Below are 22,842 nucleotides of genomic sequence, written 5' to 3'. Positions count from 1 at the left end.
TCTCTATTCGCCATTCCCGTTTCTTAGTGGGCCAGTGCGGATTGCAGACGCGACAGCTTGCCTTTCAACGAACCGTCGATGACCACGTCGCCGGCATCGATCACCGCGCCGCCGATCAGCGAAGCGTCCACCGCCGTGGTGATCTCGACCTCGCGGCCGAAGCGCTGCTTCAGCGCCACCTTCAGCGAGGCCACCTCGGCTTCGCTCAGCGCCGTCGCGGAGGTCACGTTGGCCTGCACCACGCGCTCGGCCTCGGCCCGCAGCTGGTCGTACAGCCCGGCGATCTCCGGCAGCAGCGGCAGCCGCTGGCCTTCGGCCAGCAGGCTCAGGAAGCGCTGGTACTGCTCGTCGGCCGCGTCCGGCGCCAGCAGCGACACCGCCTGCTCCCGCTGCAGCAGCGGGTTGTGCAGCAGCGCGGCCACGCGCGGGTCGGCGGCGACCTGGGCGGAGAACGCCAGCGCCTGCGACCAGGGCGCGAGCTTGCCGGCGTCGCTGGCCGCGGCGAACGCGGCGCGAGCGTAGGGACGCGCCAGTGTGAGGGCCTGGCTCATCTCAGATCTCCGCCGCCAGCTCGTCGAGCAGCGCCTTGTGGGCGTTGGCGTCGATTTCGCGCTTGAGCAGCTTCTCGGCGCCGCTCACCGCCAGCAGCGACACCTGGCGACGCAGGTCTTCGCGCGCGCGGTTGGCCGCGGCGTCGATCTCGGCCTGGGCCAGTTCCTTCTGCCGGGTGGCTTCGACGATCGCCTCGTGCTTGGCCGCCTCGACGATCTGGTTGGCGCGCGCATGGGCCTGATCGATGATCTCGTTGGCCTTGATGCGGGCGTCCTTCAACGCTTCGTTGACCTTTTCCTGCGCCTGCGCCAGATCCTTCTGGCTGCGATCGGCGGCGGCCAGGCCTTCGGCGATCTTCTGTTGGCGCTCTTCGATGGCCTGCATCAGCGGCGGCCAGATCTTGGTCGCGACGATCCAGATCAGACCGGCGAACGCCAGCGCCTGGGCAAAGAGGGTGAGACCGATATTCATGGGGTACGCTCAGCCAATGGTGACGGGGTGGACGCGCCGCCAGCACGGCGACGCGTCCGAACCTTCATCCGTAGCGGCGGCCGCCGATGGCGACCGCACGCCGGTACGACGGGATCAACCGCCCTGCGGCAGACGCGCGACGAACTCGCCGATCATCGGGTTGGCGAACGCGAACAGCAGGCCGACCGCGACGCTGATGATGAACGCGGCGTCGATCAGGCCAGCGGTGATGAACATGCGGACCTGCAGCACCGGGATCAGTTCCGGCTGGCGCGCGGCCGATTCCAGGAACTTGCCGGCCATGATGGCCAGACCGAGGCCGGCGCCCAGCGCGGCCAGGCCGATCATGATGCCGACGGCGAGGACGGTGGAGCTCTGGACTTGGGCGAGGTTGGTCAGGACGGCGAAGTACATGGTTTTCTCCAGGAACAAAGTTGCTTGAGGATGGTGAATCGAACGAAGGGTTGCTTAGAACGCGTGAAACAGAAACGTCAGTGGCTGTCTTCCGCCAGGCTCAGGTACACGATGGACAGCATCATGAAAATGAACGCCTGCAGCGGAATCACCAGCAGGTGGAACAGCATCCAGCCGAAGCCGAACGCGCCGCCGGCCAGCGCACCGAGGATGCCGGCACCGCCCAGCACCCAGATCAGCAGGAACACGATCTCGCCGCCGAACATGTTGCCGAACAGTCGCATCGCCAGCGACACCGGCTTGCTCAGCCATTCGACGATATTGAGGATCAGGTTGAACGGCAGCATCCACTTGCCGAACGGCGCGGTGAGGAATTCCTTGGTCATCCCGCCCACGCCCTTGGAGCGCAGCGAGAAGAACAGCATCAGGAAGAACACGCTGATCGACATGCCCAGGGTGGCATTGACGTCGGCGGTGGGCACCGGCTTCCACGCATGCACACCAAGCAGTTCCAGCGGCTTGGCGATGAAGTCCGCCGGGATCATCTTGATGAGGTTCATCATCAGGATCCAGAAGAACAGGGTGATCGCGATCGGGGTCACCAGCTTGCTGGTGCCGTGGTAGGTGTCCTTGGCCTGGCGGTCGACGAACTCCAGCAGGATCTCCACGAACGCCTGCCACTTGCCGGGCACGCCGGCGGTGGCCTTGCGCGTGGCCAGCCAGAAGCCTAACACCATCAGCAGGCCCATCAGCAGCGACATCACCAGGGTGTCGACGTGCAACTGCCAGAACCCGCCTTCCTGCACCTGGAAAGTGAGGTTCTTGAGGTGGTGCTGGATGTAGGAGGTAGGGGTTAGTGCCTCGCCCGCCATGAGTCCTGAGCCTTTTCTTGATTCGATCAACGCCTGGCCAGAGCCAGAACCTGGAACATCAGCCCGACGGCGATACCCGCCAACAGGGCCAGAGGAGGCAACCGCCACCAGGCAAAGCCCAGCGCCAGCACCGCGAACACCAACACCCACTTCAGCACCATGGCCACGATCAACCGCGCCAGCGCCGAACCCGCCGCCTGCACGCCGCCATTGAGCGCGGTGCGTGCGGCCAGCCATCCCCCTGCCACGGTCGCCAGCCCGGTTGCGGCGGCGCCCATCGCGTATTTCGGTCCCAGCAGCAGGAACAGCAGGGACACCACGGCCACCGCCACCAGCGGGTAAATCGCTGCGCGCAGCATCAGCCGCCGACCCGCATCAACGGAGTTCAGCACAGAAAATCCTGCAATTGGTGGTGGATTGAGGACGTCTTCGCGTCCGTCGAGCCGCGGAATTATAGCAATGGGACAATTTGCGAGACAACCGCCAGGGGTCCTGGCCGCGTCCGAATGCCCATCCGCCCGTAGACGATAACACGGCCACCGCCCGCCGCCGGCGCCGAATGCGGCATTGCAGCACGCCTTTGCGGAGGAACTTTCTGTCCACTGCGCTGTCTGATCGGACAGGGACTGCGCCCATCCTCGTCGGCCCACAGCGCAGACCCACCGAGCCCCGGTCCTCCCGGGGCTCTTTTCGTCGCGCGTTCTGGGACGGGCGTGGCGGCCCGGGCCACCATACTTTCACGAATGGTGGACGCAAATTTAAGGATAGTGACGGCACGCGATGGCCCAGCCATCGACGCCTCATCAAAAAAATCCCAAGACGACGGAGCTTGTCCCCCATGAAACACTTGCTTGCCCTGGCGCTGCCGTGCGCGCTCGCCGCCGCTTACGCCCTGCCCGCCCACGCCGAAGACGGCGACGACCGCTTCACCCTGCGCCTGGGCGCGATGAACGTCGACAACAACAACACCCTGCGCGGCAACACCGTCATCAACGGCAATGCCATCTCCGGGTCGCAGGACTTCAAGCTGGGCGGCAAGGAGTGGGAGCCGCGCGTGGACGGCGTGTTCCACATCAGCACCCGTCAGCGCCTGATCTTCGACTACTTCAAGTACGACAAGGACCGCCGCGAGGAGCTGGGCCAGGACGTCAGCTATGGCGGCGTCACCGTGCCGTCGGGCAGCTTCGTCAAGGGCCAACTGAAGTATCAGGTCGCCAGCCTGGTGTACGACTACTCGGTGATCGATACGCCGCAGTTCAGCATGGGCCTGCAGCTCGGTGCCGAGTGGGCCAAGGTCAACGGCAAGGCCTATGCCGACCTGGGCCCGCTGTACACCGGCACCTTCGTCGACGAAAGCGACGACGGCGCCGCGCCGGTGGTCGGCCTGCGCTTCACCGCGCACCCGAACGAACACTGGCTGTTCAATGTGCAGGGGCAGTACGTCAACACCAAGTGGGGCGATTTCAAGAAATACGACGGCGACCTGAGCCGCGCCAACGCCATCGCCGAATATCGCTTCACCCGCAACTTCGGCATCTTTGCCGGCTACGACTGGTTCAAGCTCGACGTGGACCGCAAAGGCGGCAACGCCGCGATCGGCCTGAAGCAGGAGTTCAAGGGTCCGGTCGCGGGCGTGACCTTCGCGTTCTGATCTTTCGGGACCCGGGACCCGGGACCCGCGAGCGGTTCCATGCAGAACCCCGCAGCGATGCGGGGTTTTGTCGTTCAACGGGGTGCGCGGCAGATCGCAGAGGCGGTGGCAGCGCTGCGGCAGCCGACACAGGCTCACGGCGGCTTGGTCGCTCCCGCCACCAGCAGATGCTGGTGCGTCGTGCAGTAGCACTCGTCGTGCCAGCCGTAGTGCGGATCGGTGCAGATCGCATGCCGCACCATCGCCGGCAACGCCGCCACGTCGCTGCGCAGGTCGCGCTTCAGCGACACGAAGACCGAGCCAGGATGCGGCCAGTCGGTCCGGCGCGGCGGCTCGGCGATGCGGTTGCCGCTGGCCAGTTCGCGCTGCAGCAGGGCCTGCAGTTCGGGACATAGGGTGCCCTGCCCCACGGCGACCTCCATGCGTGGATTCACCACGGCCGCGACCGCACCGCACGCAGCGGCACGGTCGCGCCGGGCGGCGTCACTTCTTCTTCGGGATGTACAGGTCGGTGATGGTGCCGTCGTAGACCTCGGCGCTCATGCCGACCGATTCGCTCAGGGTCGGATGCGCGTGGATGGTGTGGCCGATGTCCTCGGCCTCCGCGCCCATCTCGATCGCCAGGCCGATCTCGGCCAGCAGGTCGCCGGCGTGCACGCCGACGATCGCGCCGCCGATGATGCGGTGCGTCTCCTCGTCGAAGATCAGCTTGGTGAAGCCCTCGGTGCGGCCGATGCCGATCGCGCGGCCGCTGGCCGCCCACGGGAACTTGGCCACGCCGACATTCAGGCCCTTGGCCTTGGCCTCGGTCTCGGTGACGCCGACCCAGGCGATTTCCGGGTTGGTGTAGGCCACCGACGGGATCACCCGCGCCACCCACTCCTTCTTCTCGCCGGCGGCCACTTCCGCGGCCAGCTTGCCCTCATGGGTGGCCTTGTGCGCCAGCATCGGGTTACCGACGATGTCGCCGATGGCGAAGATATGCGGCACGTTGGTGCGCATCTGCCGGTCGACCGGGATGAAACCGCGCTCGGTGACGTTGATGCCGGCCTTGTCGGCGCCGATCTTCTTGCCGTTGGGCGCGCGGCCCACCGCGACCAGCACGCGGTCGTAGGTGGTGGCGGCCAGCGCCGGCGTCTCGCCCGCGGTGGCGGCCTCGAAGGTCACGGTGATGCCCTTCTTGTCGGCCTTGACCTCGGCCGCCTTGGTCTTGAGATGGACCTCCACGCCCTGCTTCTTCAAGCGGTCGGCCAGCGGCTTGACCAGGTCCTTGTCGGCGCCCGGCATCAGCTGGTCCATGAACTCGACCACGGTGACCTTGCTGCCCAGCGCGCTGTACACGGTGGCCATTTCCAGGCCGATGATGCCGCCGCCGACTACCAGTAGGGTCTTGGGGATCTCCTGCAGTTCCAGCGCGTCGGTGGAGTCCATCACCCGCTTGTCGTCCCACGGGAAGTTCGGCAGCTTCACCGCCTGCGAGCCGGCGGCGACGATGCAGTGCTCGAAGCGCAGCAACTGGGTCTTGCCGTCCGCGCCGACGATCTCCAGCTCGTTGGCCGAGACGAAGCTGGCCACGCCGGTGACGGTGCGCACCTTGCGCTGCTTGGCCATGCTGGCGAGGCCGCCGGTGAGCTTGCCGACCACCTTTTCCTTGTACTCGCGCAGCTTGTCCAAGGTGATCTTGGGCTTGCCGAAGTCCACGCCGAAATCGCCGGCATGGGCGACCTCGTCGATCACCGCGGCCGCGTGCAGCAGGGCCTTGGAGGGGATGCAGCCGACATTGAGGCAGACGCCGCCGAGGCTGGCGTAACGCTCGATCAGCACCGTGTCCAGGCCCAGGTCGGCGGCACGGAACGCGGCGGTGTAGCCGCCGGGGCCGGCGCCGAGCACCACCATCTTGCATTCGATGTCGGCGGGCTTGCCGCTGGACAGTGCCGGCTTGGGTGCCGGCGGCTCGGCCGGCGCGCGGTGCGACGGCGCCACCGGCGGCTTGCTGGCCGGCACCTCGGCCGGCACCTCGGCCGGGGCCGCGGCGGGCGCCGCAGCGGCGCCGTCGGCGGTCTCCAGCAGCGCGATCACCGCGCCCTCGGACAGGGTGTCGCCGAGCTTGACCTTCAGTTCCTTGATCACGCCGGCAGCCGCGGACGGCACTTCCAGCGTGGCCTTGTCCGACTCCAGCGTCACCAGGCCCTGGTCCTTCTTCACCGTGTCGCCGACGGCGACCAGCACCTCGATGACCGGAACGTCGCTGTAGTCGCCGATATCCGGGACCTTGACCTCAATGACCGCCATGCAGCTTCTCCTGTGGCCCTTCGCCGCGGCGAGGGGCGTTTGCAGTTCGTCGGCGCGACCGCGCAAACAGGCGGCGCGCGCAGGTGGGGGAAAACCGGCACCGCGACGGACGCGGCACCGTGACGACAGGGCTTACAGCAGCACGCGGCGCATGTCCGCCAGCACCTGGCTCAGGTAGGTGGTGAAGCGCGCGGCGGCGGCGCCATCGATGACGCGGTGGTCGTAGCTCAGCGACAGCGGCAGCATCAGCTTGGGCGCGAATTCCTTGCCGTTCCAGACCGGCTGGATCGACGACTTGGACACGCCCAGAATCGCCACTTCCGGCGCATTGACGATCGGGGTGAAGGCGGTGCCGCCGATGCCGCCGAGCGAGCTGATCGAGAAGCAGCCACCGCTCATGTCGGCCGGGCCCAGCTTGCCGTCGCGCGCCTTCTTGGCCAGCTCGCCGCTCTCGCGCGCCAGCTCGACCACGCCCTTCTTGTCCACGTCGCGGATCACCGGCACCACCAGCCCGTTCGGGGTGTCGGCGGCGAAGCCGATGTGGAAGTACTTCTTCAGGGTCAGGTTCTCGCCGCTGGCATCGAGCGAGGCGTTGAACTCGGGGAACTGCTTCAGCGCCGCGGCGCTGGCCTTGAGCAGGAAGGCGAGCATGGTCAGCTTGATGCCGGCCTTCTCGTTCTCCTTGTTCAACGCCACACGCAGGGCTTCCAGGTCGGTGATATCGGCCTGCTCGAACTGGGTGACGTGCGGGATCATCGCCCAGTTGCGCGCCAGGTTGGCGCCGGAGATCTTCTTGATCCGCGACAGCGGCTTGACCTCGACCTCGCCGAACTTGGCGAAGTCCACCTTCGGCCACGGCAGCAGGTTCAGGCCATTGCCGCCCGCGGCGGGCGCGGCACCGGCGGCGGCCGGCGCGGCGCCGGACAGCGCCGCCTTGACGTAGCGCTGCACGTCGTCCTTGGTGATGCGACCGCCCTGCTCCGAGCCGCTGACCTGGAACAGGTCCACGCCGAGCTCGCGGGCGAACACGCGCACCGCCGGGCTGGCGTAGGGCACCTTCTGCGGCAGCACGTTGTCGGCGTCGAACGCTACCGGCGGGCTGCTCTGGGTGGCGGACGGCGCGGCGGCCTTGGCCGGCGCCGTGGCCTGGACCTGGGCGATCTCGCGCTGGGCCAGCTTGTCCGGCGCGGACGAGGCCGGCACCGGCTCCACGCCGCCGCCGGTCTCGGCGCTGGGCTGCACCGCGGACACGGCCGGCGCGTCGGCATCGCTGCCGGCCACTTCGATCAGCGCCACCAGCTTGCCCTCGGACAGGCTGTCGCCGACCTTGACCTTGAGTTCCTTGACCACGCCGGCCACCGAAGAAGGCACTTCCATCGTCGCCTTGTCCGACTCCAGGGTGACCAGGCCCTGATCCTTCTTGACCGTGTCGCCGACCGCGACCAGCACCTCGATCACCGGCACGTCGCTGTAGTCGCCGATGTCCGGCACCCGCGCCTCGACCACGCCGGCGGGCGCGGCCGCGGCCGGCTTGATCGCGTTCTGCGCAGGTGCGGCAGCCGGGGCGGCGGCCTGCTGGGCCGGCGCGGGCGTGGCCTTGGCGGCCGCAGGCGCGGCGGGTGCGGCACTGGCGCCGCCCTCGGCCACTTCGATCAGCGCCACCACCTTGCCCTCGGACAGGCTGTCGCCGACCTTGACCTTGACCTCCTTGACCACGCCGGCGAACGGCGACGGCACTTCCATCGTCGCCTTGTCCGATTCCAGGGTGACCAGGCTCTGGTCCTTCTTCACCGTGTCGCCGACGGCCACCAGCACTTCGATTACCGGGACGTCGCTGTAGTCACCGATATCGGGGACAAGTGCTTCCTTGATTTCGGCCATGCGGGGAACTCCGGCAACTAATGAGGGGGAAACCCCTATTGTGGCGGCCCGCAGCCGCAGCGCCAACCTTTGGCGGGCAAAAAAGCCCGATCGCCTGCAGGGAGCGCCACTGCCGGCGGACAGTACGCCGGCGCATGTTGCGCAGCCATCGCCGGTGCACCGCCTTCACGGCGCCACGGCTAGGCTCGCCGCAGATTTCCGGAGGGCAGGCATGCGGATCCTGGTGCTGTTGATGGCGTTGGCGATGCCGTTGGTCGCCTGGTTCTCGCAACGCGGCGCGTTCGGCCCGACCAACGGCGCCATCTCCGACCGCTACCCGACCCTGATCGTCGCCGCCGGCTACGCCTTCGCGATCTGGGGTGTGATCTTCCTGCTCGACCTGGCCTTCGGCCTGTGGCAATCCAGCGCGCGGCGCCGTCGCGTCAGCGCGCTGGCGCAGGTGCGGACGCCGGCGGCGCTGGGCTTCGCGCTGACGGCGGCGTGGATGCCGGTGTTCTCGCAGCAGCACTTCCTGTTGGCGCTGGCGGTGATCTGGACCGCGCTGGCGGCGATGCTGCTGGCCGCGCTGCGGCTGTCGCGCGACCCCGCCCCCGAATCCGGCCAGACCCTGTGGGCCTGGCTGCCGCTGTCGCTGCACGCCGGCTGGCTGTCGCTGGCGGCATTCCTGAACACCGCGCAGGTGATCGTGGCCTACCGCTGGCTCTCGACCGAGCGGATGCTGCCGTGGAGCCTGGTGCTGTTCGCGCTGGCGGCGGCGCTGCTGCTGGGCATGAACCGGGCCATGCGCGGCAACCTCGCCTATGCGGCGGCGGCGCTGTGGGCGCTAGCCGCGGTCTACGTCAAACAGGCCGCCAGCACGCTGGCCGGTGCGCAGAGCGCAGCGTGGGTGGCCTTGCTGCTGGCCGCGGTGCTGGCGCTGCAGACGCTGTGGCTGCGCCTGCGCGCGCGGCGCTGATCCATGGATGCAACGCCAGCGCGCCGCCAATCACCTGTTTTTGCCACATCGCGCTGTCTCGTAAGAGTGGCTTCGGCCGCGCCAGCGCTGTCGGGATAGCCGCGTCGCGGCTGAAGCCGCCCCTGCGCGTGTGCCTCGTGCGTGATTGGAGGCACCCGTCAATCGCCAGCCATCGGCACCCGCAGCCATTGCTGCAGCGGCGACCACGCCTGCAGCAGCCGCGGCCAGGCGAACGCGGCATTGGCCGGGCTGCTTGACGGCAGCGCCAGCAGCACCAGCGGCGGATCGCGCAGCGGCAGGTGCGGCTGCACGAAGCGCGCGAACGCCTGCGCCGCCGCTGCGCCATTGCAGGCGATGGCGCGCAGCTGTGGCAACTGCGCGATGCGATCGGGCAAGGCATTGGGAATTTCGCTGCCGCGCACGATCGCCACGTCCAGGCTGCCGCGGCGTCGGCACTGCCCGATCACATCCCACAGGCCCACGCCGGCCGCGTGCAGCGCCTGCATCCGCGCTTCGGCGTCCAGTGCCGCATCGAAGCCGCACAGCGCCGCCATCAGCGGCCAGAACCGGTTGCGCGGATGCGCGTAGTAACGCGCCTGCTGCAACGACGCCGCACCCGGCATGGAGCCGAGCACAAGCACGCGGCAATCGTCGCGAATCTGCGCGGGCAGGCCCTGCAACAGCGGCTGCGTCGTCACGTCGCGCGCACCTGGATGAACAGCCAAAAGTCTTAAAACCTCGTTATTTCAAGCATCGGAGGCAAGTGCCTGAACATCGCCTGCATTCGTCCGGCGAGGGTCGGCGACGATTCATCTTCTCATCGATACGGTGTGCGCGCCCACTCCCGTGGCCCCACAAGAAAAAGATGAGGAGATACCCCATGCGGTCCATTCAGATCCTGAGCCTGGCTGTCGTGTCCGCCCTTGCGTTTGCGCCCGCCGCATTCGCACAGGATGCCGATACCGCTTCCGGCAAGCACTTCTCCGTCGTCGGCAGCGCGACCCTGCTCGACCCGCATTCCAAGCCGGCGGCCGGCCTCGACGTCGATGGCGGCCCGGCGCCGACCATCAGCGCCAGCTGGCTGATCGACGACAACTGGGCGGTCGAACTGTGGGGCGCTGCCGACAAGTTCAACCACCGCGTCAAGGCCGACGGCATCGGCAAGGTCGGTACCGTCGAGCAGCAGCCGATCGCGCTGAGCGGCCAGTACCACTTCGGCCAGGCGGACAACGTGTTCCGTCCGTTCGTGGGCGTCGGTTACTACGAGTCCAACTTCAGCAACGAGAAGCTGGCTGGCCTGAACCCGGACCAGCACATCAGCCTGGACACCGCCAAGGGCGCCATCGGCACCGTCGGCGTGGACATGAACATCAACTCCACCTGGTTCGCCCGTGCCGATGCGCGCTACATGCACTCGCGTCCGGAGCTGAAGGTGGCCGGCGAAGGCACCGGCGAAGACCTGAAGCTGGATCCGTGGCTGTTCAGCTTTGGCGTCGGCGCGCGCTTCTAAGCGTTCCGTCTCCAGCGTTTGCGCAAACGGGCCCGCAAGGGCCCGTTTGTTTTTGTGCGTGCGCCGGATCGCGCGCGCGACCAGCGCAAACCGCATTGCGCGTGCACGCGGGCGCCTTCAGCGCGGCGAGCGATCGAAACCGCGGTAGCGGTCGAACCGGCGCAGGCGCCGCCGCAGCAGCCAGGCGTAGGCGCAGGCATAGCCGAGCAGCAAGGCCGCGGCGGCCAGCAGACTGGCATGGCTCATCCAGCCCTCGGTCGGCCACGCCGCACCATCGGCCAGACTGCGCCAGCCTTGCCACAGTCCGGCACCGATGCGTACCGCCACCAGCGCGGTCAGACCCAAGACCAACCACAGGTTCGGCGTGTAGTGCAGCCCGTGCGGCAACGGCTCGAAGCGGGTGGCGACGATGCCGAGCGCGCCCAGCAGCGCGCCGATGCCCCAGCCGGCCAGCGCATGCGTGGCCGCACCGGGCCACCAGTGCGCGGCGATCAGGGCGAAGACCAGCAACACCACGCTGGACAGCAGCGCCGACCACAGTTGCACCGCGACCAGCCAGCCGCGCGCCTGACGCCGCGCCGTGCCCACGCGAAACCGCTGCAGCAGCGACAGCGGCAACAGCACGGCGGTCACCGCCAGCGCGATCACGATCGCCAGCGGAATGGCCAGCAGCAGCGGCATGCGCGTGGCCCGATCAGAACGCCGGCAGCACCGCGCCTTGGTACTTGCGCTGGATGAAGGCCTTCACTTCCGGGCTGGTCAGCGCCTTGGCCAGCTTCTGCACGCGCGGATCGTCCTTGTTGTCGCGACGCGCGACCAGGAAGTTCACGTACGGCGAATCCTTGCTTTCGATCGCCAGCGCGTCGCGGGTCGGGTTGAGGCCGGCGTCGAGCGCGTAGTTGGTATTGATCAGCGCCAGGTCGACCTGGTCCAGCACCCGCGGCAGCATCGCCGAATCCAGCTCGCGGAACTTCAGCTGCTTGGGATTGGCGACAATGTCGCGCTGGGTGGACAGCGCATTGCTCGGGTCCTTGAGCTTGATGACCCCGGCCTTGTCCAGCAGGATCAGCGCGCGGCTGTTGTTGCTGGGATCGTTGGGGATCACCACGTCGGCGCCCTGCGGCAGCGCGTCCAGCGACTTGTAGCGGCGCGAGTAGGCGCCGAACGGCTCGATGTGCACGCCGACCACGGTCACCAGGTCGCTCTTGCGGTCGCGGTTGTAGGCCTGCAGGTAGGGCTCGGTCTGGAAGTAGTTCACGTCGATCTGCTTCTGCACCACCTGGTCGTTGGGCTGCACGTAGTCGTTGAACACGCGCACGTCCAGGGTCAGCCCCTGCTGCTCCAGCATCGGCTTGACCACCTCCAGGATCTCGGCGTGCGGCACCGCAGTGGCGGCGACGCTGAGATGGTCGCCGGCGGCGCCGGCATCGGGCTTGCCGCAGCCGCCGAGCACGAGCACGGCGCTGGCGAGCAGGAGGCGGAACGGGAATCGGGTCATGGCAGGTATCCGGAGAAACGGGGGGAGTGGAGGAGCGCGACCCGCGGCCGCGATGCGTGCACGCTAGCAGACGGCCGTGCAGGCGGGGCGATCCATGCGCGCAGGAGCGGCTTCAGCCGCGACCGCTCACCGATCGGAGGCGCGACTGAAGCCCTACCGCGGCACGCAGGACATCAGCGCCGGTTGTAGTGCGCGACCAGGCGGTCGCCGAGCATCTGCAGCGCCTGCACCAGCAGCAGCAGGATCACCACCGTCACCAGGGCCACGTCGGCATGCGAGCGCTGGTAGCCGTCGCGGTAGGCCAGGTCGCCGAGGCCGCCCGACCCGATCGCGCCGCCCATCGCGGTGAAGCCGATCAGGGCGATGGTGGTCACCGTGGCGCCGGCGATCAGGCCCGGCCGCGCTTCCGGCAGCAGCACCCGCGTCACCAGTTGCCAGGTGGTCGCGCCCATCGCCAGGCTGGCCTCGACCACGCCGCGGTCCACTTCGCGCAGCGCGGTCTCCACCAGCCGCGCGTAGAACGGCGCCGCGCCCACCACCAGCGGCAGGATCGCGCCGCGCACGCCCAGCGAGGTTCCCATCGCCCACAGCGTCAGCGGGATCATCGCGATCATCAGGATGATGAAGGGCACCGAGCGCAGCACGTTGATCACCAGCGCCAGGCTGCCGTACAGCAGCGGCTTCTGGTGGGTCTGGCGCGGGCCGGTCAGGAACAGCAGCACGCCCAGCGGCAGGCCGATCAGCAGGGTCAGCGGCAGCGAACCACCCAGCATCAGCAGCGTATCGACGGTGGCCCGTCCGATCTCGCTCCACTTGCCGGCATCGAGATTGCGGAAGAAGCCTGCGGCGGCGGTGGCGATCGGACTCATCGGCGCAGCTCCTGCACATGCACGCCGGCGGCGACGAAGGCGGCCTGTGCCGCGTCCATGTCACCACCGACCAGGGCCACGGTCAGTTGGCCATACGGGGTGTCCTTGATCCGGTCGATGCGCCCGGACAGGATGTTGTAGTCCACCGCAGTGGCGCGGGCGATGCGCCCGAGCAGCGGCGCGTAGGTGTCGGTGCCGAGGAAGGTCAGCCGCAGGATGCGCCCGTCCACGGCGGTGAAATCGCGGTACAGCTCTGCCTCGTCGACGTGCTCGGCCTCGGACACGAAGCGCTTGGTGGTCGGATGCTGCGGATGCAGGAACACCTCGGTGACCGGCCCACTCTCGACCAGGTGCCCGGCATCGAGCACCGCCACGCGATCGCAGACCCGGCGGATCACTTCCATCTCGTGGGTGATCAGCACGATGGTCAGGCCCAGCTCGCGGTTGATCTGCGCCAGCAGCGCCAGCACCGAGGCGGTGGTCTGCGGGTCCAGCGCGCTGGTGGCCTCGTCGCACAGCAGGATCCGCGGGCGCGTGGCCAGGGCGCGGGCGATGCCGACGCGCTGCTTCTGTCCGCCCGACAGCTGCGCCGGGTACTTGCCGGCATGCGCGGCCAGCCCGACCCGCTCCAGCAACTCGGCCACCCGCGCGTCGATCTCCGCGCGCGGCGTGCCGGCCAGTTCCAGCGGGAAGGCGACATTGCCGGCGACCGTGCGCGAGGACAGCAGGTTGAAGTGCTGGAAGATCATGCCCACGCGCTGGCGCAGCATGCGCAGCCCGGCGCGGTCCAGCGCGGTGACGTCCTCGCCGTCGATGATCAGACGGCCGCCGCTGGGCTCTTCGAGCCGATTGATCAACCGGATCAGGGTCGACTTGCCGGCGCCGGAATGGCCGATGATGCCGAACACCTCGCCGGCCTCGATGCGCAGGTCGAGCGGATGCAGCGCCACGACCGGCTGGCCGGCGACGGAATAGGACTTGTGCAGGCGCTCGAACTGGATCAACGCGCGGGACCGGCAGCGACGGGGGGCGCAAAGCCTAGCAGGCCAGGATGGCGTGCGTTATTCCATTCGATTCTAACGTAGGCGCGCATCGCGGGGCCTAGGGGCGTGCCTGCGGCGGCGGATGCGCCACCGCGCGGACCCGCTCGCGATGCAGCAGGTACAGGCCGCTGGCGACGATGATCGCACCGCCCACCCAGGTCCAGGCATCGGGCAGCTTGCGCCACAGCAGCCAGTCCCAGGGAATCACCCACAACAGGCCGCTGTACTCCAGCGGCGCAACCAGCGAGGCGTCGCCGCGGCGGAACGCCTGGGTCAGCGCCACCTGGCCCAGCGCCCCGGCCAGGCCCATGCCGGCGATCCAGCCGGTGTCGGCCGGGCGCAGCGGGGTCCACTCCGGCAACGCCAGCGCACCGGCGCCCAGCGCCATGATCAGCAGGAACCACACCACCAGCGACTGCGACGTGTCGGTGCGCGCCAGCAGGCTGACCAGCACCGAGGCGACCGCGTAGGCGATGGCCGCCAGCAGCACCATCAGCCCCGGCAGCGAGACGAACCCGTCCATGCCCGGGCGCAGCACCACCAGCACGCCGACCAGGCCGACGCCGATCGCCGCCCAGCGCCGCGGGCCCACGTATTCGCCGAGCAGCGGCACCGACAGCGCCGCCACCAGCAGCGGCGCGACGAAGTAGATGGTGTAGGCGGTGGACAGCGGCAGGCTGCGTAAGGCCCAGGCGAAGCAGCCGATCATGGCGATGCCGAGCACGCCGCGCAGCAGGTGCAAGCCCCAGCGCACCGGCCAGATCGCGCGCGGCCCGGCGCTGGCCAGCACCCATACCAGCACGAACGGCAGCGAGGCGCCGCCGCGCAGCGCTGCGACCTGCAGCGCCGGATAGTGCGTGCTGAGCTGCTTCATCGACGCATCCATCAGCGAAAAGAACGCGACCGCGGCGATCATCCACGCGGCGGCGGCGGCATTGGAACGGGAGTTGGGCATCGGCGCATTATCGCCGCGATCGGCGATGCGCGTGGTGCCGGGGCTCATCGCGTCGGGACTGAAGTCCCTCCCACATGGCTCCAGCCGGCGCACCGGCCGATGCCGCTTCTTGTGGGAGCGACTTCAGTCGCGACGCGCGGCGCCCACCAACGCACGACATTGCGCAACGCGCCGGAACCGACATCCATCCCACCCTGCACGTGCCAGCCCCTGCGACACCGGCGCTGCCACTTCCCACCTGCCGCGCCCCACTCCTCGCCCGCACGTCTTACGATAGGCATCTTTGCCGAGGACTTGCCCATGCCTTCCTTCGATATCGTGTCCGAAGTCGACAAGCACGAACTGACCAATGCCGTCGACCAAGCCAACCGCGAGCTGTCGACGCGCTTCGACTTCAAGGGCGTCGACGCCAAGTTCGCGCTCGACGACCAGGTCATCACGCAATCGGCGCCCAGCGATTTCCAGGTCAAGCAGATGACCGACATCCTGCGCGCGCGCCTGCTGGCCCGCGGCATCGACGTACGTTGCCTGGAGTTCGGCGATGTGGAGACCAACCTCGCCGGCGCGCGGCAGAAGATCACCGTCAAGCAGGGCATCGAGCAGAAGCTGGGCAAGAAGATCGTCGCCGCGCTCAAGGACGCCAAGCTCAAGGTGGAAGCGCAGATCAACGGCGACAAGCTGCGGGTCAGCGGCAAGAAGCGCGACGACCTGCAGGAAGCGATCGCGCTCCTGAAGAAGAGCGATTTCGAGCTGCCGCTGCAGTTCGACAATTTCCGCGACTGAAGCCGCCGCGCAAACGCCTCGCGCGTCATCGCCATGCCGGTGCGAGGGTGCAGGACGACCACCGCGTGGCGATGGTCGTTCTGCAGTCGACCGCGCGATATCGTCGCCACGCTGCGTGAGTGCACACGGCTGCGCATCGCCTCGCCTTGCAGGGCGGCACGGCAGACGAGCGATACGCCCATGTCGCGACCTGCGCATGCCGTCCGGCCTGCGCAAGCAGGCATGCCGGCATGACCACGCGAGCGCATCCCGGCCATTGCAGCCATGCGAAAGCGACGCACTCCGCATCGGAACGAGGCGACACCACGCAACGGCACTCCCGCCTCCGCGCCGGGACGCGGACGCCTAGCGCCGCAATTTCTTGCTAGGCACCCGCGGTGACGCCCGCGGCCAGCATTCTCCGCCCCTGCGCCACTTCGGCTTCCAGGTCGTGCGTCCAGATCCAGTCGAAGCGCTGCGCCAGCGTCTGCGCCAGCCGCGTATCGTCGGCGCCGGCCTGCGGATCGCGCAGTTCGTACAGCTCGCCGGCCTCGCGCGAGGTGCGCTGCACGCGGCAGGCGCGCGGCAGGCGCAGGCGCTCGTAGACCTGCAGCAGGGCCGGCAGATCGCCGCGCGTCAGGCCAGGCGTGGCCAGCAGTTGCGCCAGCAGATAGGCATCCTCCAGGCCCTGCCCGGCGCCGGCGCCCTGGTGCGGCAGCATCGCGTGCGCGGCATCGCCGATCAGCGCCAGCCGCCCATGCACATAGCCGGGCAGCTCGGCCAGATCGTGCAGCGCCCAGTGCGTGGGCGTGTCGATGCACTCCAGCAGCGTACGCGCCGCCTCGCCCCAGTGCGCGAACGCCTCCAGCATCTCGCGGCGGCTGGCCTCGCGTACCCAGGCCTGGCCAGCGCGCCATTGCGGCGCCGGCTCGCTGCGGTCGGAGACGAAGGCGACCACGTTGATCAGCCTTCCCTGCTTCACCGGGAAGGTCAGGATGTGCGCGTCCAGGCCCAGCAACATCTGCGGCACGTCGACCAGGTGCGCGTCCACGCCGCGGGCGGCGAAAGCGGCACGTAGCCGCGCGGCGTCGATCAGGCCGCGATAGGCGCAGGTGCCGGTGAAACGCGGTTCGGCCGGTGCATGGCCGAGCGCACGCAGCACTTCGCCGCGCATGGCGGACTTGATGCCGTCGGCGGCGATCAGCACGTCGCCTTCGTACTGGCTGCCGTCGGCGAAGCGCACGCGCGCCACGTCGGCGTCCTGCTCCACGTCGACTGCGCGTTTGCCGAACCTGGCCAGCCCGAACGGCAGGCGGGTAGCCAACGCATCGAGGAAGTCGGCGCGGTGCACCGACGACTGGCCGACGCCGGGCGCCAGGGTCTGGCCCAGCAGCCGCGCGTCCTCGCCGCGGCGCCATTCGAACCAGACGTCCTGCCATGGGGCGGGGGTGCGGTCGGCGAGTTCGGCATAGGGCTCGCCCATGCCCAGGCCGGCCAGCGCGCGTACCGCATTGGGGCCGAACGAGACGCCGGCGCCGATTTCGCCGAAGGCCGGCGCCGATTCGAACAGTTGCACGTCGAGATGGCGGTGCCGGCACAGGCCCAGGGCCAGACCGACGCCGGCGATGCCGCCGCCGACGATGCCGATGCGCAGGGGGGATGCAGGATTCATCTGGAGTCTCCGGTGGGGAATGTCAGTCGCGGCCAGCCAGCAGGATTTTCTCGGCCAGCAGCGCAGGCGCGCTGAAACACACTTCGTGGCTGCCCGGCAGGCTGACCAGACGGTAGCCGCCCAGGCGCGAGCTCAGCCGCGGATGCCAGCCGTACTCGCCCGGCGGCAATGCCACATCGTCGGTGGCATAGAGCCAGCTGCGCGGGATCTGCAGCTCGTGGAAACGCTTGAGCGGTACCGCGTCGAAATGGCTGCGCGCGGGGGTCGGACTCAACTGCGCGTACGCCTGCTGCGCCTGCGCCAGATCGGCGTCGCCGATGAAGCCGTCGCGCCAGATCGGAAACGGCAGCATGATGCCGCCGTCGGCATCGACCGCGTTCTTCCACAGCGCCTGGTAATGCGGCGGCAACAGGTCGAACAGCGCCTCGCCGTCGCGCAGCACGAAGGCGTTGTGGAAGATCAGCCGCTTGCAGCGCTCCGGCTCCTCCTCGGCCAGGCGTTGCACGATGCTGCCGCCCCAGCTGTGGCCGAGCACGACCAGATCGCGCAGGTCGTGGCGGCGCACGTAGTCCACCACCGAGGCCACGCAGTCGGCGTGCGAGACGCGCTTGTCGGCGCCCACGCCATGCCCGGCGATGGTCGGTGCGTGCACCTGCACGCCGTGCGCGCGCAGATGGGCGGCGACGCCGTCCCAGGCGTGGCCGTCGTGCCAGGAACCGTGCAGCAACAGATAGGTTTGCATGGGGTCGTCTCCGTGTGGCTCAGCGGAAGGTCCAGCCGAGGCCGAAAGTGAGATAGGTGAGGTCGCGGGTCCCGGCCTGCACGCCGCCGCTGGCGACCGAACCGCCCGGTGCGTGGGTGACGCTGCCGGTCAGCGACAGCTGCGGCGACAGCCGCCAGGTCGCGCCAAGCGCGTAGTGGCGGTACTGCGCCAACGGCGCCAGCACCGCGAGTTGCGCCTGGCTGTCGGGGATCAGCTGGCTGGCGCGCGAGTAACCAAGCCGCAGCGACCAGGCATCGTTGAGGCGGTAATCGGCGCCGAACCGGAACACGCGCTGGCTGTGCCAGCCGAAGCCCGGACCGTTCGGATCGCCGAACGCGCCGCCCTCATCGACGCGATTGCCGTAGGAGCGCTCGCCGGCCCAGTCGATCCACAGCCAGTCGGCCGCCACGGTCAGCGCATCGCTGGCCTGCCAGGCCAGACCGACACCGGCCTGCTGCGGCATGTTCAGACGGCCTTCCGGCAGCAGCGCACGGTAGCGCTGCATCTGGCCGAAGCGGATGCGGCTGGACCAGGTGACGCCGGCGCTCAGGCGCGGCGCGAGCTGGCCGTACCAGCCCACGGCGACACCGTACCCGTAGGCCGCATCGGCCCCGGCCGACTGGAAGCCGACCCCCTCCAGGCCGGCGACGTGCAAGCGCTGGTAGGCCAGCCGCGGCGAGATGCCCAGGTACTGGTGCTCGCCCACGCGCCAGGCCAGGGTCGGCGCGAACACCACCTGCTGCAGCTTGGACAGGGTGTTGTGGCTGCCATACACCGGAGCGCCGTAGTCCAGCGCGACGCCGTGGCCGAACACCGACACCCCCAGGCTCAGGTCGTCGTTGAGTTGATGGTTGTAGCCGGCGGTGGGCACCGGAACCAGCGCATCGTCGCCGTAGCGGTTGGGGCCGACCTGCGCGCGCACCGGCGCCGCGATCAAGGTGAGGTCGGCGTCCATGCGGTCGCCGACCGCGCCCATGCCGGCCGGGTTGTTGGCGGACGCCGCCGCGTCCAGCGGCAACGCGATCGAGGTGCCGGCCAGGCCCTGGGTCTGCGCGCCGTAGCCGGGCAAGGCGACGCCGTTGTTGGCGGCGGCACCACCCGAAACCGCCGCCACGGTCCACAGCAGCGTGGTCCAGCGTGGCGTGCCCTGTCGTTGCGCCCTGCGGCGCATTGGATGTGCGAACTGCTGCATGATCGAGCCCTCCCTCCGAGCCGATGCGTGGGTGCGGCCGCCGACCGGCGGCACGCGGGGTCCGCACTGCCGTCGTGACGACCGGCAGCGCGGGATGTTGGAAACGGCACTCATCCTTTGTGCACGCGTCGGCCGACACGGCGACGCGGTACGACGCGAACGCAAGACCGTGCGCGCAACCGGTACGGACGCTCGCGACGATCGAAGCAGGAGACGACTGACCTCGGCGATGCATCCATGCGTCCGACACTGCCCCGCATCACACCAGGCGTCCAAGACCATGTCAGTCTCGTTTCATACCCTGCTGGTATGTTCATCGCGCGATGCGCGCTAGCACTGGATCTTCCGCGATGCAACATGCGCGTTCGATGGCGTGCATGCCGACGCAGCGGCAGCGTCGTCGCAGGCGCACGCCCGCATCGCTTGCGCAAACGCCAACGCCTGGACGCGCACGCACACGCGCTCTGCGCCGCCTCGGCGAGCTTGCGCATGCCAGTGTCTGCATGCCACTGGACACCCCGCGCGCCGCAGCGCACAGACAGCCAGGCACGCGCAGCGCAGCGGCGCGCGGCGCTACACGGCACGGGCTTCATCGGGCGGCGGTGCGGTCCGGCAACGCAAGGAGGGCAACGCAGACACCGCTCGGGCGCTGCACTGCGGCGCAGCCTGGCACGCGCGCCGGCCTCCCGCGTCTCGGCCGAGGCAGGCAGGATGCCGGCGAACGCGCACGGCGAGGGCGCGATCAAAAAAAACGGCACCGGCATCGCCCACGGCAGCGTGTGGCGACGTCGGTGCCGAGGCAGGCGCGACGCCTGCTGCGGGGACACGCGCGACGGCAGCGCCGTCGCCAGCGCAAGGCTCAGCTGGCCATGCGCAGGATCGGCTTGAGGGTGATGCCGCTGCTGCTGTCGGCGGCGGCCTGGTTGATGTCGCTCAACGGATAGAACTTCACCAGCTTGTCGAACGGGAAGCGGCCCTGCTGGTACAGCGTCACCAGTTGCGGAATGAACACCTGCGGCACGCTGTCGCCCTCGACGATGCCGCGGATGCTGCGTCCGCCCAGCAGCAGGTTGTTGACGTCGAAACCGGCCATGGTGCCGAGCTTGGGTGCGCCGACCACGCCGATCGTGCCCAGGCTGGCCAACGCTTCGATGCCCGCCTCCAGCAACTGCGGACGCCCGGTGGATTCGAGCGCGAAGTCGGCGCCGCCGCCGGTGATCGCGCGCACCGCTTCCACCAGATCGCCTTCGCGGTTGTCGATCACGTGCGTGGCGCCCAGTTCCTTGGCCAGCGCCAGCCGCGACGGCACCACGTCCACGGCGATGATGCAGGCGGCGCCGGCCACGTGCGCGGCCATCACCGCGCTGAGTCCGACCGCACCGGCGCCGATCGCCACGAAGCTGCTGCCAGGACGCACCTTCAGCGCATTGATCACCGCGCCGGCTCCGGTCTGGATGCCGCAGCCCAGCGGGCCGAGCAGTTCCAGCGGCGCCTCGCGCGACACCCTGATCGCATTGTTCTCGCGCGCCAGCGCATAGGTGGCGAACGAGGACTGGGCGAAGAAGTGGTCGTGCAGCGGCTGCCCGTGCAGATCCTCGATGGCGGTATGGCCATGCGCGTCGGCACCGCCGAAGTTGCGCGGGAAGAACTCCTGGCAATACGCGGCATGCCCGCCATCGCAGGGATTGCAGTGGCCGCAGGCGCCATAGGTGAGCACCACGTGGTCGCCGACCTGCAGGCTCTTGACGTTGGGACCCAGCGCTTCGACCACGCCGGCGCCCTCATGGCCGAGCACCGCCGGCAGCGGCACCGGATAGTACTGATCGCGCACGATCAGGTCGGTGTGGCACAGGCCGGTGGCCACCACCCGCACCAGCACCTCGTCGTCCTGCGGCGCGCGGATGCGCGCCTGCTCGATGGTGAAGGGCTGTTGCGGCGCGTGCGCGACCGCCACGGTGATCTCGCGCTTATCGGTTGCTGCGTTCATCGCACTGTCTCCTGGGGTTCAAAGCGGATAGGCGGGCGCTGCGCCCTTGACGGTCAACCACTGCCACTGGGTGAACTCTTCCAGGTTCGCCGGGCCGCCGATGCTGCTGCCGTTGCCGGAGGCGCCGACGCCGCCGAACGGATTGACCACCTCGTCGTTGACGGTCTGGTCGTTGATGTGCAGCAGGCCGGTGCGCAACTGCTCGCCCAGCGCCATTGCGCGGCCGACGTCGGCCGACAGCACCGCCATCGACAGCCCGTACTCGGTGTCGTTGGCCAGGGCGACGGCCTCGGCATCGGTGTCGAACGGCACCACCACCGCCACCGGAGCGAAGATCTCCTCGCGGAAGGCCGGGTTGTCGGGGGTGACGTCGCTGAGCACGGTGGGCTCGAAGAACAGGTCGCGGTAGCCGCCGCCGGCGGCGACGGTGGCACCGGCCTCGCGCGCGGCCGCGACCAGGCGCGCGGCGTGATCGCGCTGGGTCGCATCGATCAACGGGCCGAGCGCGACCTCGCCGCTGGCCGGGTCGCCGACGCTCAGGCTCCTGGCCTTGGCCGCCAGCCGCTCGACGAACTGCGGGTAGAGTGCGCGCTGCACCAGCACGCGGCCGGCGGACATGCAGATCTGGCCCTGGTGCAGATACGCGCCCCAGGCGGTGTTGGCGATCGCCAGATCCAGGTCGGCATCGTCGAGCACGATCAGCGAGTTCTTGCCGCCCAGCTCCAGCGACACCTTCTTCAGATGACGGCTGGCCGCCTCGCCGACCTTGCGCCCGGCCGCGGTGGAACCGGTGAACTGGATCATCGCCACGTGCGGATCGGCGGTCAGTGCGGCGCCGGCGCCGCCATCGCCGGGCAGCACGTGCAGCACGCCGGCCGGCAGGCCGGCCAGTTCGAACAGCCGCGCGATGACCGCGCCGCCGCAGATCGCGGTGCGCGGATCGGGCTTGAGCACCACCGCGTTGCCCAGCGCCAGCGCCGGCGCCACCGCGCGCATGGCCAGGTACAGCGGGAAATTGAACGGCGCGATGACGCCAACCACGCCCAGCGGACGGCGCCGCGCCAGACTCAGGCGCCCCGCCGCGGAGGGCAGCACCTCGCCGGCGCTGCGCGACGGCAGCGCCGCCGCTTCGTGCAGGGCGGTGGCGCACAGGGCCGCTTCGAAGCCGGCCTTGCCTTGGGTGGAACCGCTCTCGCGCACCAGCCAATCGGCGATCTCCTGCTGGAACCGCTCGGCCAGTTGCGCGGCCTGGCGCAGTACCTGCGCGCGTTGCGCATACGGCGCCGCGGCCCAGCCGCGTTGCGCCTGCGCAGCGGCGGCGGCCGAGACCGCGACCTGCGCCGGGCCAGCCAGGCCGACGCGGCCGAGCTGCTCTCCGCTGGCCGGCGCGATCGCCTCCGCGCTCTCGGTGGCGGCCTGCCACTGACCGGTGAAAAGCGCTCCGTGCCAGAAATCGTGCTGCAGCAAAAGCGTATCGTTCATGCGGGTGTTCTCCTGGGAATC

General features: G+C 69.2%; 23 protein-coding genes. 4 read left to right on the top strand and 19 right to left on the bottom strand.

Annotation, left to right across the window (positions count from 1 at the left end; all coding sequences use genetic code 11):
* Positions 1–23 precede the first annotated feature (23 nt).
* The 5 genes from CEK68_RS03325 to CEK68_RS03305 form a co-directional block, all read right to left on the bottom strand.
* Positions 24–551 carry a F0F1 ATP synthase subunit delta gene (locus CEK68_RS03325; RefSeq protein ID WP_152238525.1) on the bottom strand — a complete coding sequence of 176 codons (528 nt, stop codon included), beginning with the start codon at positions 549–551 and terminating at the stop codon, positions 24–26.
* A gap of 1 nt (position 552) precedes the next feature.
* Entirely contained in the window at positions 553–1,023 is a 471-nt protein-coding gene (locus CEK68_RS03320) for a F0F1 ATP synthase subunit B (protein WP_010340680.1), read from the bottom strand.
* Positions 1,024–1,137: 114 nt separating this feature from the next.
* Complete coding sequence (gene atpE, locus CEK68_RS03315) at positions 1,138–1,437, bottom strand: F0F1 ATP synthase subunit C (protein ID WP_010340497.1); 300 nt, start codon at positions 1,435–1,437, stop codon at positions 1,138–1,140.
* Positions 1,438–1,514: 77 nt separating this feature from the next.
* A complete protein-coding gene (gene atpB / locus CEK68_RS03310; protein WP_152238524.1) occupies positions 1,515–2,309 on the bottom strand; it encodes a F0F1 ATP synthase subunit A in 795 nt (264 codons plus the stop codon).
* 26 nt (positions 2,310–2,335) lie between these two features.
* Entirely contained in the window at positions 2,336–2,701 is a 366-nt protein-coding gene (locus tag CEK68_RS03305; RefSeq protein WP_026143249.1) for an ATP synthase subunit I, read from the bottom strand.
* Between the two features lie 446 nt (positions 2,702–3,147).
* On the opposite strand from CEK68_RS03305, the gene CEK68_RS03300 reads away from it, so the two are divergent.
* Positions 3,148–3,960 (top strand): hypothetical protein, encoded by an 813-nt coding sequence (locus CEK68_RS03300; RefSeq protein ID WP_193314086.1) that lies wholly within the window; start codon positions 3,148–3,150, stop codon positions 3,958–3,960.
* A 134-nt stretch (positions 3,961–4,094) separates the two neighbouring features.
* Here the strand turns inward: CEK68_RS03300 and CEK68_RS03295 are convergent, their stop codons facing one another.
* The 3 genes from CEK68_RS03295 to aceF form a co-directional block, all read right to left on the bottom strand.
* Complete coding sequence (locus CEK68_RS03295; RefSeq protein ID WP_152238523.1) at positions 4,095–4,382, bottom strand: hypothetical protein; 288 nt, start codon at positions 4,380–4,382, stop codon at positions 4,095–4,097.
* 61 nt (positions 4,383–4,443) lie between these two features.
* Positions 4,444–6,252 (bottom strand): dihydrolipoyl dehydrogenase, encoded by a 1,809-nt coding sequence (gene lpdA / locus CEK68_RS03290; RefSeq protein ID WP_152238522.1) that lies wholly within the window; start codon positions 6,250–6,252, stop codon positions 4,444–4,446.
* A gap of 132 nt (positions 6,253–6,384) precedes the next feature.
* Positions 6,385–8,133, bottom strand: coding sequence for a dihydrolipoyllysine-residue acetyltransferase (gene aceF / locus CEK68_RS03285; protein ID WP_152238521.1), 1,749 nt, complete (start codon positions 8,131–8,133; stop codon positions 6,385–6,387).
* A gap of 211 nt (positions 8,134–8,344) precedes the next feature.
* Here aceF and CEK68_RS03280 point away from each other — a divergent pair, with 211 nt between their 5' ends.
* On the top strand, positions 8,345–9,088 hold the full coding sequence (locus tag CEK68_RS03280; protein ID WP_152238520.1) for a hypothetical protein: 744 nt from the start codon (positions 8,345–8,347) through the stop codon (positions 9,086–9,088).
* A gap of 158 nt (positions 9,089–9,246) precedes the next feature.
* Here CEK68_RS03280 and CEK68_RS03275 read toward each other — a convergent pair whose 3' ends face one another.
* Complete coding sequence (locus CEK68_RS03275) at positions 9,247–9,786, bottom strand: DNA-deoxyinosine glycosylase (protein WP_152238519.1); 540 nt, start codon at positions 9,784–9,786, stop codon at positions 9,247–9,249.
* Between the two features lie 182 nt (positions 9,787–9,968).
* On the opposite strand from CEK68_RS03275, the gene CEK68_RS03270 reads away from it, so the two are divergent.
* A complete protein-coding gene (locus CEK68_RS03270) occupies positions 9,969–10,598 on the top strand; it encodes an OmpW family outer membrane protein (RefSeq protein ID WP_017907486.1) in 630 nt (209 codons plus the stop codon).
* Between the two features lie 117 nt (positions 10,599–10,715).
* Here CEK68_RS03270 and CEK68_RS03265 read toward each other — a convergent pair whose 3' ends face one another.
* The 5 genes from CEK68_RS03265 to CEK68_RS03245 all read right to left on the bottom strand — a co-directional run bounded on the left by CEK68_RS03265 (position 10,716) and on the right by CEK68_RS03245 (position 14,963).
* The gene (locus tag CEK68_RS03265; protein ID WP_148827998.1) at positions 10,716–11,279 is read right to left on the bottom strand and encodes a DUF1453 domain-containing protein; all 564 of its coding nucleotides are present in this window, start codon (positions 11,277–11,279) and stop codon (positions 10,716–10,718) included.
* A 13-nt stretch (positions 11,280–11,292) separates the two neighbouring features.
* A complete protein-coding gene (locus tag CEK68_RS03260; RefSeq protein WP_017907484.1) occupies positions 11,293–12,096 on the bottom strand; it encodes a MetQ/NlpA family ABC transporter substrate-binding protein in 804 nt (267 codons plus the stop codon).
* 173 nt (positions 12,097–12,269) lie between these two features.
* A complete protein-coding gene (locus CEK68_RS03255) occupies positions 12,270–12,965 on the bottom strand; it encodes a methionine ABC transporter permease (protein WP_152238518.1) in 696 nt (231 codons plus the stop codon).
* On the bottom strand, positions 12,962–13,969 hold the full coding sequence (locus CEK68_RS03250; protein WP_152238517.1) for a methionine ABC transporter ATP-binding protein: 1,008 nt from the start codon (positions 13,967–13,969) through the stop codon (positions 12,962–12,964). The genes CEK68_RS03255 and CEK68_RS03250 overlap by 4 nt, the downstream gene beginning before the upstream one ends.
* Before the next feature lie 97 nt (positions 13,970–14,066).
* Positions 14,067–14,963, bottom strand: a complete 897-nt coding sequence (locus CEK68_RS03245; protein ID WP_152238516.1) for a DMT family transporter — start codon at positions 14,961–14,963, stop codon at positions 14,067–14,069.
* A gap of 300 nt (positions 14,964–15,263) precedes the next feature.
* Between CEK68_RS03245 and CEK68_RS03240 the strand changes: the two genes are divergently transcribed.
* Complete coding sequence (locus tag CEK68_RS03240; protein ID WP_152238515.1) at positions 15,264–15,746, top strand: YajQ family cyclic di-GMP-binding protein; 483 nt, start codon at positions 15,264–15,266, stop codon at positions 15,744–15,746.
* 364 nt (positions 15,747–16,110) lie between these two features.
* On the opposite strand, the gene salA is transcribed toward CEK68_RS03240, so the two are convergent.
* The 5 genes from salA to CEK68_RS03215 form a co-directional block, all read right to left on the bottom strand.
* The gene (gene salA, locus CEK68_RS03235; RefSeq protein WP_017908787.1) at positions 16,111–17,397 is read right to left on the bottom strand and encodes a salicylate 1-monooxygenase; all 1,287 of its coding nucleotides are present in this window, start codon (positions 17,395–17,397) and stop codon (positions 16,111–16,113) included.
* Between the two features lie 22 nt (positions 17,398–17,419).
* Complete coding sequence (locus CEK68_RS03230) at positions 17,420–18,139, bottom strand: alpha/beta hydrolase (protein WP_152238514.1); 720 nt, start codon at positions 18,137–18,139, stop codon at positions 17,420–17,422.
* A 19-nt stretch (positions 18,140–18,158) separates the two neighbouring features.
* Entirely contained in the window at positions 18,159–19,352 is a 1,194-nt protein-coding gene (locus tag CEK68_RS03225) for an outer membrane protein transport protein (RefSeq protein WP_152238513.1), read from the bottom strand.
* A gap of 859 nt (positions 19,353–20,211) precedes the next feature.
* Positions 20,212–21,339 (bottom strand): NAD(P)-dependent alcohol dehydrogenase, encoded by a 1,128-nt coding sequence (locus CEK68_RS03220; RefSeq protein WP_017913080.1) that lies wholly within the window; start codon positions 21,337–21,339, stop codon positions 20,212–20,214.
* An 18-nt stretch (positions 21,340–21,357) separates the two neighbouring features.
* Positions 21,358–22,821: a benzaldehyde dehydrogenase gene (locus CEK68_RS03215; RefSeq protein WP_148828001.1), complete on the bottom strand. Its 1,464-nt coding sequence runs from the start codon at positions 22,819–22,821 to the stop codon at positions 21,358–21,360.
* Positions 22,822–22,842 lie beyond the last annotated feature (21 nt).

This window comes from Xanthomonas sp. LMG 12461 (assembly GCF_009192935.1).
GTDB lineage: Bacteria > Pseudomonadota > Gammaproteobacteria > Xanthomonadales > Xanthomonadaceae > Xanthomonas_A > Xanthomonas_A sontii.
Note: the sequence above shows the minus strand (reverse complement) of the source record. Positions and strands in the feature narration are given on the sequence as shown.